The organism is Rhodococcus sp. YL-1, assembly GCF_001942025.1.
Taxonomy (GTDB): domain Bacteria; phylum Actinomycetota; class Actinomycetes; order Mycobacteriales; family Mycobacteriaceae; genus Rhodococcus_F; species Rhodococcus_F qingshengii.
The window spans coordinates 5,701,061-5,714,790 of sequence record NZ_CP017299.1 but is presented as its reverse complement, the minus strand read 5'-3'; the positions used below and the strand labels follow the sequence as shown (position 1 = coordinate 5,714,790).

Annotated in this window: 13 protein-coding genes; 7 read left to right on the top strand and 6 right to left on the bottom strand. The window is 61.8% G+C overall.

Annotated features, from left to right (window positions below):
* Positions 1-17: 17 nt before the first annotated feature.
* Positions 18-686 carry a DsbA family protein gene (locus tag BH682_RS26685; RefSeq protein ID WP_007730785.1) on the bottom strand — a complete coding sequence of 223 codons (669 nt, stop codon included), beginning with the start codon at positions 684-686 and terminating at the stop codon, positions 18-20.
* A 140-nt stretch (positions 687-826) separates the two neighbouring features.
* On the opposite strand from BH682_RS26685, the gene BH682_RS26680 reads away from it, so the two are divergent.
* Positions 827-1,654, top strand: coding sequence for a helix-turn-helix domain-containing protein (locus BH682_RS26680; protein WP_030536057.1), 828 nt, complete (start codon positions 827-829; stop codon positions 1,652-1,654).
* On the opposite strand, the gene BH682_RS26675 is transcribed toward BH682_RS26680, so the two are convergent.
* Positions 1,641-2,636: an ABC transporter substrate-binding protein gene (locus BH682_RS26675; RefSeq protein ID WP_007730787.1), complete on the bottom strand. Its 996-nt coding sequence runs from the start codon at positions 2,634-2,636 to the stop codon at positions 1,641-1,643. The two genes, BH682_RS26680 and BH682_RS26675, sit on opposite strands and share 14 nt — an antisense overlap.
* A 6-nt stretch (positions 2,637-2,642) precedes the next feature.
* Positions 2,643-4,037, bottom strand: a complete 1,395-nt coding sequence (locus tag BH682_RS26670; protein WP_003942889.1) for an MFS transporter — start codon at positions 4,035-4,037, stop codon at positions 2,643-2,645.
* Between the two features lie 119 nt (positions 4,038-4,156).
* Here BH682_RS26670 and BH682_RS26665 point away from each other — a divergent pair, with 119 nt between their 5' ends.
* On the top strand, positions 4,157-4,819 hold the full coding sequence (locus tag BH682_RS26665; RefSeq protein ID WP_083954724.1) for a TetR/AcrR family transcriptional regulator: 663 nt from the start codon (positions 4,157-4,159) through the stop codon (positions 4,817-4,819).
* 6 nt (positions 4,820-4,825) lie between these two features.
* Here BH682_RS26665 and BH682_RS26660 read toward each other — a convergent pair whose 3' ends face one another.
* Positions 4,826-6,046, bottom strand: coding sequence for an SfnB family sulfur acquisition oxidoreductase (locus BH682_RS26660; RefSeq protein ID WP_075834651.1), 1,221 nt, complete (start codon positions 6,044-6,046; stop codon positions 4,826-4,828).
* A gap of 98 nt (positions 6,047-6,144) precedes the next feature.
* Here BH682_RS26660 and sfnG point away from each other — a divergent pair, with 98 nt between their 5' ends.
* A complete protein-coding gene (gene sfnG, locus BH682_RS26655) occupies positions 6,145-7,269 on the top strand; it encodes a dimethylsulfone monooxygenase SfnG (RefSeq protein ID WP_007730790.1) in 1,125 nt (374 codons plus the stop codon).
* Between the two features lie 12 nt (positions 7,270-7,281).
* Here the strand turns inward: sfnG and BH682_RS26650 are convergent, their stop codons facing one another.
* Positions 7,282-8,808 carry an aldehyde dehydrogenase family protein gene (locus tag BH682_RS26650; RefSeq protein ID WP_075835507.1) on the bottom strand — a complete coding sequence of 509 codons (1,527 nt, stop codon included), beginning with the start codon at positions 8,806-8,808 and terminating at the stop codon, positions 7,282-7,284.
* 127 nt (positions 8,809-8,935) lie between these two features.
* Between BH682_RS26650 and BH682_RS26645 the strand changes: the two genes are divergently transcribed.
* Positions 8,936-10,078: an acyl-CoA dehydrogenase family protein gene (locus BH682_RS26645; protein ID WP_007730792.1), complete on the top strand. Its 1,143-nt coding sequence runs from the start codon at positions 8,936-8,938 to the stop codon at positions 10,076-10,078.
* Between the two features lie 9 nt (positions 10,079-10,087).
* Positions 10,088-10,780, top strand: coding sequence for a GntR family transcriptional regulator (locus BH682_RS26640; protein ID WP_003942905.1), 693 nt, complete (start codon positions 10,088-10,090; stop codon positions 10,778-10,780).
* 10 nt (positions 10,781-10,790) lie between these two features.
* Here the strand turns inward: BH682_RS26640 and BH682_RS26635 are convergent, their stop codons facing one another.
* Positions 10,791-11,411 carry a TetR/AcrR family transcriptional regulator gene (locus tag BH682_RS26635; protein ID WP_030536050.1) on the bottom strand — a complete coding sequence of 207 codons (621 nt, stop codon included), beginning with the start codon at positions 11,409-11,411 and terminating at the stop codon, positions 10,791-10,793.
* Between the two features lie 95 nt (positions 11,412-11,506).
* Here BH682_RS26635 and BH682_RS26630 point away from each other — a divergent pair, with 95 nt between their 5' ends.
* Both BH682_RS26630 and BH682_RS26625 read left to right on the top strand, forming a co-directional pair.
* Positions 11,507-12,397, top strand: coding sequence for an oxygenase MpaB family protein (locus BH682_RS26630; protein WP_223304557.1), 891 nt, complete (start codon positions 11,507-11,509; stop codon positions 12,395-12,397).
* 104 nt (positions 12,398-12,501) lie between these two features.
* The gene (locus BH682_RS26625; protein WP_064687848.1) at positions 12,502-13,641 is read left to right on the top strand and encodes a serine hydrolase domain-containing protein; all 1,140 of its coding nucleotides are present in this window, start codon (positions 12,502-12,504) and stop codon (positions 13,639-13,641) included.
* Positions 13,642-13,730: the final 89 nt, after the last annotated feature.

Below are 13,730 nucleotides of genomic sequence, written 5' to 3'. Positions count from 1 at the left end.
TCGCAAAAGTGCGTGGGTCAAGCCACCGCATACGCCCGCACACACGTGTTCAGGTCGCGGGTGAGATCGGCCGCGGTACTGGTCGGAGAACCGAATTTCACGACGGACCCGTCGCTCCCGTGGAACAACAGCGTCGGAAACGAAGTGGCGCCGAGCCTGCGTGCTCGGACGAAATCAGCGCGGGCAGCATCCTTCGAGGCGGCGGTGAACAGGGAAGACACCGCGGCAGATGGGTCGAGTTGGAGGGATTCCGCGATGGATCGGTACGTCTCGGGATCGGAAAGGCTGCGACCGTCTCGGTAGAACGCGATCTGCATGGCCTCCGCGATGTCGAGGGCGCGTGTCGGATCTTGCGCGCGCAGTGCGGCGAGTCCGATCGCTGCATCCGTCGAATCCATGACGAACCGCCCATCAGTCACCAGTTGTGAATATCCGTCACCGAAGACAGCGCCGGTCTGGGCGGCGATGGTCGCGTTGGCTGATTTCAGGTACGGAGCCGAAGACATGGGCGCGACGCGCTCACCGGTGAACAGTCCGCCGCTGACCACGGACAAGTCGATGGAATCGGCATTTTGACGGACGAACTCCGTCAACGCAGGGCCGAAGCCGAAACACCACCCGCAATAGGCGTCGAAGACGTAGGTGAGTTGCGTCTTGCCTGCTGTTTCCGAGCGTGATGTCTGCACTGGAAGATTCCTATCCGAGCGTGAACTGATTGATACTCTGACGGTATGTCGCATTCGGGTATTCGGTCACGGTGAAGATGAGTCCCGAACTAGTGAAAAACAGACAAGTACCCGTCCGGGACGTCGGGTACGCATCGTCGGTGGCAGATGCGACCGAGATCGAAGTACTCAGCCTGGACACCATTCGCATCAACGGGGGAAGCGCAGAGTTCGTCGGCCCCCAACGTCCGCAATTTCACTTGCTCGCGTTGGTGACCGAGGGCTCGGCGCTACACACCATCGACTTCGTGAACTACGCGGTGAGCCCGGGGACCGTGTTCTGGGTCAGACCGGGGCAGGTGCAACAGTGGGGGCGAATCCAGGACTTCGAGGCGACGGTTGTTCTGTTCACGCCCTCGTCGCTCGATGCCGTCAGCCAGCAGTTGTTGGACGGGAACGCTCGCAGTCGGCAGGCAGCGTGGCAGTTGTCCGGCGAGAACCTCGAGACCATCAGCACGGGTATGAAACACCTGAACCTGAACTACGGCTGCCCGGATACTTCCGCGCCGGTCGTTCGCGCGGCCATTCTGCGGCACACGCTGACAGCAATTCTGTTGAAACTGACCCATCTCGGTGGACAGGAACAGAGTTCCGTGCTGGCGCACAATGACGTGTTCGAAAGGTTTCATGCCGTTGTCGAACGTGACTTCGCTACGGTCCGTTCGGTTTCGGAGTACGCCAACAAGATCGGGTACTCCGAGAAGACTGTGCTGCGGGCCACCCGAGCCGCTGCCGGGATGACGGCAAAGCAGTACATCGATCAGCGTGTGGTTCTCGAAGCGAAACGTCTGCTGTCTTTCGGCACGGACACGGTCACCCAGGTGGCGTCGAAGTTGGGGTTCGACGATTCTGCGAACTTCACGAAGTTCTTCGCCACCCGGGTGGGTGTTTCTCCGCTGACCTTTCGTCAGGACGTCAGAGCGCGCTGAATGCCGCCCATCGCGCGTCGGCGCTGTCGAGGGTTCCGATACTGTTCTGCCCCTTGCCATGTGCGATGCCGTCCAGATCCTGGATGATCCAGTAGATGGCAAAAGGATGGCTGCCGAACCAGAGATCACCGCTGACGTCCAGAGCGTGCGCCGGATCGGGTGTCAGGTTGTCGAACAGTGGAGTGTTTCGCACGATGGATGCGTCGTACTGCTGCCCGGAAAGTACGGCGACGGTCTGCGCCGCATGCTCGGGTAGGAGTTCCGGCGAGACGGGGGAAATCGTGCCGGTGTCTTGATTGTTGGTCGCGTTGACTTCCGATGCCGGCCTGGTGAATCCGGCCTCGGTGACCAGTGTGGAGATGGGAGTGGTCGGTGGCACGGTGAACAGGTTTCCGCTGTAGCCGAGAAGGATCGCAAGGCTCTGGCCGGCAGCCGCGGACTTGACGCCTTCGAGGCCGGATTCCAGCTTTCCGATCATGGCGGTAGCTTCGCTGCCTCGATCGAGCTGTGCCCCAGCGTGTTCGAGCACATCACGCCACGGCGCCGAGTACGGGAGGACCAAGGTTGGCGCCACGGAATTGATCTGCGCGAACAGGCTCGGTAGTGGACCGGCATTGCTCATCAAGATCTCGTCGGGTTCGACGGACGCGATCTCCTCGACGGCGGGGTTGGCGAAGAAAGTCGGCTTGTCGAGAACTTCGACGCCCTGCTCGCGCAGAATCGACTTGGCGACGTCCGATCGCAGGGTGCTGTAGACGACGGTGGGCTTCACGCCGAGTGCGAGTGCACTCAACCCCGCGTACTCGTCGAGCGCGAGAATGCGCTGCGGTGAGGCCGGAACTTCGACGGTGCCGAGTTCGTGGGTGACGGAGCGAGTTGCAGAGGCGGTGTCGGACTCGGCGGAGCTGCTGCACGCGCTTGCGCCGGCGACGGTCAGGAGAAGCGCCGAGACGATGCCGAATGCGGTTCGGGTGGTGAACATCTGAGGTCAACGATCCATTCGTGGGAAGAAGAAGGACAGGAGGGTACCGGCCAGCAGTAGGCCGGAGCAGACGAAGAGGGCCTGGGAGTATCCGGAAACCAGTGCTTCGGTCGGCGCGCTGTCCGAACGTGCCGTCGAGGAAGCGGCGACGCTCACGAGAACGGCTAGTCCGAGTGAACCGCCGATCTGACGCGATGTACTCAGTAGCCCGGATGCCATGCCGACTTCTTCGGGGGGAGCGTCGGCGGTGGCGACGTTACTGAGCGGCATGAACGACAGACCGATGCCGATGCTCGCCAGAAGCGAAGGCACCAGGATGACGGCCCAGAAGGGACTGTCGAGGTTCATGGTCGAAAACATGAAAGTTCCGATTGCGGCGACTGCTGTCCCGACTACGAGCAGCGGTCGAACTCCGTAGCGCGGAAGGAGTTTGGTGGACGCGAGGATGCCGATCACCAGGCCGAAGCAGAAGGGCAGGAAAGCCAGACCGGTGGTGGTCGGTGAATAGCCCAGCCCGCGTTGCAGGAAGAGTGAGACGAAGAAGAACGCGCTGAACTGTGCCGCGCACACCAGGCACATGATGGCGTTGGCCAGTCCGATTCGGGGTCGAAGCAGGGTGGACAGTCGTACCAGTGGTGTGGCGCAGCGGCTTTCGACCACAACGAAAGCAGTGAGCAGCGCGATCGTGAGCGCGAATCCACCCAGCACGTAACCCGAAGTCCAGGAATGTGATTCCGTGGCGATCACTGTGCCGACAAGGGCGGTGATTCCGGCCGTCGCCAAGATGGCTCCGGGGAGATCGAGAGAGCCGCCTCTGGCGGCTTGGCCGGCCGGCAGGCCGCGGGCACCGGCAACTGCGGCGATCAGGGCCACTGGTGCGCCGGCGAACATCACCCATCGCCAACTGAGCCCTTCGGTCAAAATGCCGCTCAGGACGACACCGAGTGCGCCGCCCAGTGCTGACGACATTGCGCCGATGCCGAATGCCTTGGCCCTGGCGCGTCCGGTGGGAAAGGCCTGACTGAGGGCGGCGAGCCCGGCCGGCGCGATCAGTGCAGCGCCGACGCCTTGAAGCGCCCGAGCTCCGACAAGCATTTCGGCGGACACGGAGAAGGTGCCGACGATGCTGACGAGGGCGAACAGCAGAAGCCCGGAAACCAGAACTCGACGAGTGCCCATCACGTCGCACAGACGACCGCCGAGAAGCAGCAGTCCGCCGAAGGCGAGGGCGTACGCGTTGACGACCCAGGACAACCCGGCGTCGGAAAAGTTCAGCGATTCCTGAATGTCGGGCAGTGCGACGTTGATGACCGACATGTCGAAGGCCACCAGGAACTGCGCTGCCGCGGCGGCTGTGAGGACCAGAGCCGGTGCGGCTACCGCTCGAGTTGTTGTTGTCATTGCAGGTACCTAATTTGTATACGCGTTCTCATAAGTAGTTAGGTTTACCTTGCTGGCGACTGAGATGCAAGGGGTTCCCCGGGCGAGAGCGTCGTAGCAGGGGCGCGCACAATCGACGGATGGCCGAAAAGATGGAACCGAGATCACCGCGGCTCGGACGTCCCCCGACGATCACGTCGGAGCAGATAGTCGACGAGGCGAAACGGCAGCTACAGACCGGCGGCGCCGACGCGTTGAGCATGCGAGCGTTGGCGAAGTCGCTCGGCACCACGCCGATGGCGCTGTACCGGCACGTGGGCGACAAGGAACAGCTGATCAGCGCGGTGCTCGATGTGTACTCACAAGATCTCGGCGCGCTGGTCCTGCCGCAGGATCAGGTCGAACGGTTTCGCACGATCTTCACCGCGATCTTCGAAACGCTGGCGTCGGAGCGCTGGATCATCGAGTTGCTTCAGCGCGGTGGCCGTGGTGGGAGCGGCGCTGTGGTCTTGGTCGATCGGGCGATGGCCGCGTGTGTCGAACTCGGTATGTCACCTCGTCGCGCACTGTTGGTCTATCGAGCGCTGTGGAACTACACACTCGGCGCATTGCTCAACATCTACGACACCACTACGCGACCGGAAGGCAGCGTGTCACCTCTCGCGGTCAAGATCCGAGAAATCGGGCCCGAGAAACTGCCGGTGCTCAGTGAGGTGCTCGAGGACTGGCCGGGAGGGACGACGACTGAGAGCTACTTGGAAGGACTGGAAGTCTTGATCAGCGGATATATGAACTCCGACTGAGTGTGTTCACAGCAGTCCGTGCCGCGGTGGGATTGTCCCGGACAGTGTCCACCGGCCGATGTGCTGGACCTTCCACCTCGTCGGATCGTGCAGGGTGTGCGTGCGCGCGTCACGCCAGAACCGCGAGAGGTTCGCCGATTCGCCCGCGCTTCTGGTGCCACCGATCTCGAACAAAGTGCTCGTGGCCGCCAATGACGCCCTGGCGCCGACCACTTTGGCAGTTGCAGCGTCGATGGATGCTCGGGCCGTGGAGTCCTCGGTGGGATCACGACGCGCCACGTCGATCGATCGCGCTGCTTCCGCCAAGAGGGATCTGGCAGCGCGAACCTCGATTGCCGCTTCGCCGGCGAGTTGAACGAGCAGTGGATCCTCCACCGCTGTATCGACTTTCGCCTCGAAGAAGGGACGCGCCTTTGCTGCGAGTTTCACGGATTCACGCAGTGCAGCCGACGCGATGCCGGTGTCGATCGCGGCGTGCAGGATCTGGGCCTGTGCTCCGTAGGTGGTCGGGTGAGTGAAGAGCGACGTGAAGGGTACGACATTGAACTGCGGTACCGAAACGGATTCCAGGGTCACGGTTCCGCTTGCAGTTGTCTTCTGTCCCATGCCGTCCCAGTCGTCGACGATCGACAGTCCGGGAGTATTCCGGGGTAGGTAGACCGCGGATTTCACCTGTGCGCCGGTCTCGGTGAATTGATCCGCATTGGCGGCACGCACCACGATCCAATCTGCGAAAAGCGCTCCGGTGCAATAGAATTTTCGACCTTCGAGCACAAAGTCTTCCCCGTCGGGGGTGAGAGTGGTGCCGTCGATGTCGATGGTCTGGTTGCCGCGCTCGCTCTGGGCGTTGGCGAACTGCTTGCCCGACAATGCTTCGGCGTAGAAGAACTGCTTCTGCTCGTTAGACCCCTGGTACCGGAGCGCTTCCAGGAAAGTGAAGTGGCTGTGCGGAATCTGCGCGATGCTGGGATCGCCCTCGGCGAGTAGGCGGAAGACCTCGGCCAACGTCTCGGTGCTTGCGTCGATGCCACCGAACTCCTTCGGCACCGAGAGTCCGAGCAAGCCGGACCGCGCCAGGGTGCGAACCTCGTCGTGGGGAAGGAGGCGCTGCGCATCGCGGACTCCGGCACCTGCCGCGAACTCGTCGGACAGCTGTGACGCCACCGAGAGCGCCTCGTCCTCGCTGGTGATGCGGTGCGCGATCTCCTGAATGTCCACAGCAGTCATGCTGCCACCGTTTCACAGTCGCAGCACCCACCCAACACTTACAACCTGTGTGATCGCTACCCTGGAAACCACTGGGAACTGCATGTTTGCTGGGTTTCATGTCTACTGAACGTATCGCCGACGAGATCAAGTTCGCCTACTGGGTGCCCAATGTCAGTGGTGGTCTGGTCACCTCCGACATCGAGCAGCGGACCAGCTGGGACTACGAGTACAACAAGAAGCTGGCGCAGACCGCCGAGAACAACGGCTTCGAGTACGCCCTGAGCCAGGTACGTTACGAGGCGAGTTACGGGGCCGAATTCCAGCACGAATCCACGAGCTTCAGCCTTGCGCTTCTCCTGGCCACCGAGAAGCTCAAGGTGATCGCCGCGGTGCATCCGGGACTCTGGCAGCCGGCCGTGTTGGCGAAACTGGGCGCTACCGCCGATCACTTGTCGAACGGTCGTTTTGCCGTCAACGTCGTCAGTGGTTGGTTCAAGGACGAGTTCACACATCTAGGCGAGCCATGGCTCGAGCACGACGAGCGTTATCGGCGTAGCGCCGAGTTCCTTCAGGTTCTTCGGAAGATCTGGACGGAGGACGACGTCGATTTCCGCGGCGACTTCTACCGCATCCACGACTTCACGTTGAAGCCGAAGCCTCTCAACACTCCGGAGCGCCCCAATCCCGAACTGTTCCAAGGTGGTAACTCGGCGGCAGCCCGTGAGAACGCGGGCCGGTATTCGGATTGGTACTTCAGTAACGGCAAGGACTACGACGGCGTCACCGAACAGTTGGTCGACGTTCGCCGTGTTGCTCGTGAGAACGATCGGGAGGTCAAGTTCGGGCTCAACGGATTCATCATCGCCCGCGACACCGAGGCGGAAGCAAAGGACACACTGCGCGAGATCATCGCCAAGGCCAACCGCCCTGCGGTCGAGGGATTCAAGAATGCAGTCCAACAGGCCGGCGCATCGACCGCGTCCAAGGACGGGATGTGGGCGGATTCGACGTTCGAGGACTTGGTTCAGTACAACGACGGTTTCCGCTCACAACTGATCGGCACGCCGGAACAAATCGCGCATCGGATCGTCGAATATCGCCGTCGCGGTGTCGATCTGATTCTCGGCGGATTCCTGCATTTCCAGGAGGAGATCGAATACTTCGGGGCCAAGGTGCTTCCGCTGGTTCGTGAACTCGAAGCAGCCGACAGCGACGAGCAGGTGCTCGTCACCGCCGGCTGATCGCCTGATCTCTCAGGACTTCGCGTGGCGTTTCGCCAGCATCCAACGTGAGATCTTCATGTCCCTGGCTTTTCGCTCGATGGTCAGCAGGTCCAGCGGAGCGTTGAACTTCTGAACGGCCAGTGATTTCACACTGCTGAACTCACGCAGCCCATCGGCTCCGTGGATACGGCCGAATCCGGAATCGCCGACCCCGCCGAACGGCAGGGCGGCGATTCCGGCGAATCCGAGAACCGAATTAACCGTGACGACACCGCAGTCGAGCTTTTCGGCAATTGCTCGACCCTTCGACGAACTCTTGGTGAACACCGAGGCGCCCAAGCCGTACTTCGAGGCATTGGCGCGCTCGATCCCCTCGTTCATGTCGGCGACCTTGTTCACCACGACGCTCGGGCCGAACGTCTCCTCGGTGATCGCCGTGGAATCCTCCGGAACATCCGTCAGGATGATCGGATCGATGAACGGACCGTTGAACGAATCAAGTCCGCCGAGTACAGCTTTCGCGCCGCGACTGAGAGCGTCTTCGATCTGGCCCCGGACTATCGCAGTCTGCTTACCCAGCGTCATCGGCCCGTAGGTCGAGCTGTCGGTGGCGCCGGCGTGGGCGTCCCGAAGCGCGGCGGTGAGCTTGGACAAGAAGGCGTCGTACACGGGCGCTGCGACGTAGATTCGTTCGACGCCGGCACAGGTTTGTCCGCCGTTGCCCACTGCCCCGAATGCCGCGAAGCTCACGGCCGCATCGAGGTTGGCATCGGAGTCCACCAGCATGGCGTCCTTGCCACCGCATTCGGCGACCAGGGGAGTGAGGGTGTCCGCGCAGGCGGCCATTACGCGCTTTGCGGTAGCGGTCGAACCGGTGAATGCGATCTTGTCGACGCCGGACGAACACAGAAGTGCTCCGGTTTTGCCGTCGCCGGTAATGGTCTGCAGGACAGGGTGTCCGGGTGCCGCGATGTCCCACAGCCGGGCCAATTCGACGCCGACGCCTGGTGAGAGTTCGCTCGGTTTGAACACGACGGCGTTACCGGCGGCCAGTGCGTAGCCGATCGACCCCATCGGTGTGTACAGCGGATAGTTCCAGGGGCCGATCACGCCGACGACGCCCATCGGCCGGTAGCCAACGGATGCAGACTGGTTGGCGCTGATCAGTCCTGCACCGACGCGTCTGCGGCGCAACACTTTCTGTGCGTTGCGTGCCGCCCAGTCGAGATGTTCGACGGCCAGCATGACTTCGAGTAGTGCGTCGTCGCTGGGTTTTCCGGTCTCGGCGGAAATGATCGCCGCCATCGATTCGGCGTGAGTGGCGATCGCGGCGCGGAAATTGCCGAGCACCTTCCGGCGGCCTTGGAATCCGAGTTGATCCCACCACTTCGACGCCGTGCGTGCTGCGGCGACCGCTTTCTCGATCTCTCGCTGGTCAGCAATGGGGTGCTGCGCGACCACGGAATCGTTGCGAGGGTCGAGGCTCGCGAAAGTGTGATCGTCCGATCTCGGATCTGTCGACGTGGACGTGCTCTGGCGGCCGAGCTGTTCTGTCATGTTCTTCAGATCCTCCACATGTCGGTGCATCACATATATGTGATGTGATTTACTGTGCTGGTAGTCACAGTATGCGTCGGACCGAGCTCCGACAAGCCTCCAGCCTCATCTCACTCGGGAGTTTTCGATGTACATGGATTTCACGCAGGAGCAGTCTGATTTCGCCAAGTCGGTAGCGTCGTTCTGCAAGAAGGAAAGTGGTACCCGTGAGCAGCGAGACCTGCTGACCGATCATGGCGCCCATAACCACAACCAGGCGTTCTACGAGAAGATGGCGGAATTGGGATGGCTCGGGCTGACTGTCCCGGAGGAATACGGCGGATCCGCCGGAAGCACGGTCGACCTGTGCATCTTTCTGGAGGAAGCCGCCAAGGGCATGGCGCCGATCGGTGGACTCGGCCCGACCGTCATCACCGGGGCTGCATACGAGAAGTTCGGCAGTCCGGCCCAGAAGGAGGCAGTGCTCGGCGGGATCGTCCGTGGCGCGTCTCAGTCGATCTCGATGTCCGAACCCGAAGCGGGCTCCGACGTGGGAAATCTGAGTTGCCGCGCCGAGAAGGTCGACGGTGGGTGGCTGATCAACGGCCAGAAGACGTGGTGTTCCAACGCGCACTTCGCCGAGAACATCCTTCTGGTGGCTCGCACATCCCGAGGTGAAGGCAAGCATGAGGGCCTGACGATGTTCCATGTCCCGGCCGACATCTCCGGATTGAAGATCAGTGGAATCGACACCATGGGCGGCAAGGAGGTCAACGATCTCTACTTCACCGACACATTCCTGCCCGAGGACGCGGTGGTTGGGGAAGTCGGCAACGGCTGGCGTCAACTCATGGCCGGACTCAACATCGAACGCCTCATCCTCGCGGCGATGATGCTCGGGACCGCGCAGCGCGCTTTCGACGACACCCTCGAATTCGTCACCACGCGTAAGCAGTTCGGCCGTCCGGTCGGATCGTTTCAGGCGCTTCGCCATCGGATCGCGGATCTCGCCACGGAGATCGAATGCGGCCGTCTGCTGGTCTACAGCGTGGCCAGGATGGTCGACGCCAACCCGACCAAGATGTTCCCGCGGGAAGCGTCGATGGCCAAGCTCAAGCTGACCGAGACCGCCAAGAAGGTCGCGCTCGAGGGGATGCAGATGATGGGTGGGTACGGTTACGCGACTGAGTTCGACATGGAGCACCATGTGCGAAAGACTCTTGTGTCCTCCATTTATGGTGGTACCAACGAGATTCAGCGAGACATCATCGGCAAAACGTACGGACTGTGAGGATCGGTTGTGGCAACGTCTGCACGCACTCGGAGAGCGACATCTGAGCTGAGGAGACGGCCACAGTTGTCGGAGGACGTGGCCAACCACGTTCGCAACCTGATCATGTCCGGCTCGGTCCGTCCGGGCGAGTTCGTCAGGCTGGACGAAACCGCGGCCGACCTCGGGGTCAGCGTCACGCCGGTGCGAGAAGCCCTCGTCGCATTACGCGGCGAGGGGATGGTCGAGTTGGTTCCGCATCGCGGCTATCTCGTCTCGCCCCTCAGTCGCCAGGACATCGAAGACATCTTCTGGTTGCAGGGGCAGATCGCGGTCAAGCTGGCGTTGCGGGCGATGGACAGCATCACCGCTGATCAACTCGCGGAACTCACGGAACTCAATGCCGATTTGCGAGCGGCGGTCGACGCTTCGGATGCAGCTGCGATCGAGCAGTGCGAATTCGAGTTCCATCGCCTGATCAATCGCGCTGCGGGTGGTGCGAAGTTGGCATGGTTCCTGTTCGGCGCGATTCGGTACACCCCTGCTCGTCTCTACGCGACGGATCCAGGCTGGGGTGAGCTTGCGGTATCGAGCCACGATGCTTTGATCGCGGCGTTCGAGAAGCACGATCGAGAACAGGTGGACGCGCAGATGAGTCTGCAGTTCTCCGACGGCGCTGCTCGACTTCTCGCTCACCTCGACAACATCGGGATCTGGGACTGAATGCAGGAGCTCAAGACGGCGGCAGGGCGGGTGCGAGCAGGATCGCCGCACATTCGGCGACCAGTTCTTCTTCCGTCACGTCGATGTACCCGTCGAGCCATGCACTGAGGGTCTGCGCCAGGCCGCCGACCAGGAACGTGGCCGTCAGGGTCAGATGACCGCTGTCGTTCAATCGGTAGAAGGTCTTCGCGTTGGCGGCCAGGAGACCGATGAATATCGTCGTCGACGCTTGGCGTTTCTCGGCCAGGACAGGGCTCGTCAGGGCGCTGGAGAACAGTAGACGTCCGCGACGGGGATCGTTCGCGATAGTGCGGACGATGTTCGCGATTCCAGCGAGCGCCTTGCCGCGTTCGGTCTCGGCGGCGTCCACTGCAGCCTGGGTTGAAACGGCGATGTCCGTGATGACGGTGTCGTAGACGGCCGACATCAGAGCATCACGATCGGTGAAGCTCTCGTAGAAGTACCGCGCCGCGACACCGGCCTTCTTGCACACTCCGCGGACCGTCAGTTCGGGCTCGGCGGAGCCCATGAGTTCCAGACCGGCCTCGATCAGCGCACCCCGTCGTTGGGCTACGCGGAGCGCGCCGTCGACGCCACCGTACGAACGCGGTTGGTCATTCATGAAGACCATCTTTGCATCCAGAGATTGCTTGACATCTCGGCATTTCGGCGTTTCACTCATCTGAGAACATGCGTTCGCAGATATCGACTCGAAGGGGTTCTGCCATGACGGTGAGTAGGGATTCGACGGGCGGGCGCGAGGAAGCGGTGGCAGGCGGCATCGGAGCGGTCGGCGTCCAGGCGGTCGACATCGACGCCGAGGTTGAAAAGGCGATGTCCGGGCTCGGACTGTTGGCCGCAGGCGCCAACGTCATCATGCAGTTGGCGCGCCCGGCGGTGGGGTACGGCGTGTATGAGAGCAAGGTCGAGACGGGTCGGTTGGATCGGCATCCGGTGAAGCGAACCCGGACGACGCTGACGTATCTCGCCGTCGCAAGCCTGGCGACGGACGAAGAAAAGAAGCTGTACCGACGCGCAGTCAACGGCTCTCACAAGCACGTTCGCTCCGATGAGAACAGCGCGGTCGAATACAACGCGTTCGATCCCGAACTGCAGTTGTGGGTAGCCGCCTGCCTGTACCGAGGCTTCGAGGACGTCTACAAAATCTTGTACGGGGATCTCGATCCGGTCACCCGGGATGCGTTCTATCAGCGCAGCGCCACGTTCGGTACAACCCTTCAGATGCGACGCGACATGTGGCCGGCGGACCGGGATGCGTTCGAGGTCTACTGGAACGAGAACCTCGACAAGGTGGCGATCGACGAGACGATTCGTGAGCATCTCTACGGGATCGCGTCGGCGACCTTCACTCCGAAGTTGTTGCATCCCGTGGTCGGTCCGCTCAACCGATTTGTCACCACCGGGTTCCTGCCCCAAGCCTTTCGTGACGAAATGCGGCTCCCGTGGTCAGTGCGTCAGCAGCGTAACTTCGACCGATCCATGCGCGTCGCCGCGCTGGTCAATCGGTTCAGTCCGAAGATTCTGCGGATGTTTCCCTACAACTTCTATCTCTGGGATCTGCGTCGGCGCATCGCCAAGGGAATCCCGTTGGTTTGAGCCGACTCTGGCACTTGAAGTGATTGACACCACAGGTGAATCGGACACATACTCGACATAGTTGAAGTTGACGTCAAGTTTCATCATTCCTGTGGAGGCTGTCAGTGGCGAACATCGAAGGCGTATGTGACCAGCGATTCTCTGGCTTGAAGGAGGCGCTGGCACGCAATCTCGATTCCGGCGAGGACGTCGGGGCGGCGATCGCACTGACGATCGACGGCGAATCCGTCGTCGACATGTGGGGCGGTTGGGTCGACGTCGAGCACACTGCTCCTTGGTCTCGCGACACCGTTACCAATGTCTGGTCCTGCAGCAAGACCGTGACCGCACTGGCCGCGCTCATGCTCGTCGACCGCGGGTTGCTTGATCTCGACGCCCCGGTCGCGCAGTACTGGCCGGAATTCGCAGCAGCGGGCAAGGACCGAATTCGGGTCCGGCAACTGTTGTCGCACACCTCGGGTGTGTCGGGGTGGGATCAACCGTTCACCCTCGAGAACATTTGCGACGACGAATATGCCACCGCCCGGTTGGCGACGCAGGCTCCGTGGTGGGAACCGGGTACGGCATCCGGATACCACGCCCTCAACTACGGCCACCTGATCGGCGAGGTCGTCAGGCGCATCGACGGACGAACCCTCGGTAGCTTCATCGACGAGGAAATCGCCGGCCCGCTCGACGCTGATTTCCGCCTGGGCTTGCCGAAGTCGGAATACGGGCGAGTCTCGAATGTGATTGCGCCACCGCCTTTGCCGATCGACATCGCGGCACTCGGGATGGACAACATCATGGTGAAGACATTCACCGCGCCGCCCGCTGACGCTACAGGTTCGTGGACCGACGGGTGGCGCGCCGCCGAGATCGGTGCGGCCAACGGTCATTCGAATGCGAGGGCACTCGCAAGGATCCAATCGGTGATCGCGTGCGGTGGCAAGGTCGGTGACGTTCGCTTGCTGTCGGAGGAAACGATCGACAAGATCTTCGAGGAGCAGTCGTACGGGGTCGACCTCGTCCTCGGCGTGCCGGTTCGCTTCGGTGTCGGATTCGGATTGCCGACGCCCGAGTCCGTCCCGTTCATTCCGGAGGGGCGAATCTGCTTCTGGGGAGGTTGGGGTGGCTCGCAGATCATCATCGACACCGAGAAGCGCATGACGTTCTCGTACGTGATGAACAAGATGGGGCCGGGTCTGCTCGGTTCCGAGAGATCGGCGCAGTACGTATCGGCGGCCTACGACGCTTTGAGTTGATCGACCGATTCAAATCCGGCAGAACGGTTTTGTCTGTCGCCGCTGACTATGCTGCCGGATATGCCAGTGTGCTCCGGGGGGAAATCAGC

What these genes read in the sequence shown, in the direction of transcription:
- BH682_RS26675 (WP_007730787.1), bottom strand. Translation starts at nt 2,636, where the DNA reads ATGTTCACCACCCGAACCGCATTCGGCATCGTCTCGGCGCTTCTCCTG.
- BH682_RS26670 (WP_003942889.1), bottom strand. Translation starts at nt 4,037, where the DNA reads ATGACAACAACAACTCGAGCGGTAGCCGCACCGGCTCTGGTCCTCACA.
- BH682_RS26665 (WP_083954724.1), top strand. Translation starts at nt 4,157, where the DNA reads ATGGCCGAAAAGATGGAACCGAGATCACCGCGGCTCGGACGTCCCCCG.
- BH682_RS26660 (WP_075834651.1), bottom strand. Translation starts at nt 6,046, where the DNA reads ATGACTGCTGTGGACATTCAGGAGATCGCGCACCGCATCACCAGCGAG.
- sfnG (WP_007730790.1), top strand. Translation starts at nt 6,145, where the DNA reads ATGTCTACTGAACGTATCGCCGACGAGATCAAGTTCGCCTACTGGGTG.
- BH682_RS26650 (WP_075835507.1), bottom strand. Translation starts at nt 8,808, where the DNA reads ATGACAGAACAGCTCGGCCGCCAGAGCACGTCCACGTCGACAGATCCG.
- BH682_RS26645 (WP_007730792.1), top strand. Translation starts at nt 8,936, where the DNA reads ATGTACATGGATTTCACGCAGGAGCAGTCTGATTTCGCCAAGTCGGTA.
- BH682_RS26635 (WP_030536050.1), bottom strand. Translation starts at nt 11,411, where the DNA reads ATGGTCTTCATGAATGACCAACCGCGTTCGTACGGTGGCGTCGACGGC.
- BH682_RS26630 (WP_223304557.1), top strand. Translation starts at nt 11,507, where the DNA reads ATGACGGTGAGTAGGGATTCGACGGGCGGGCGCGAGGAAGCGGTGGCA.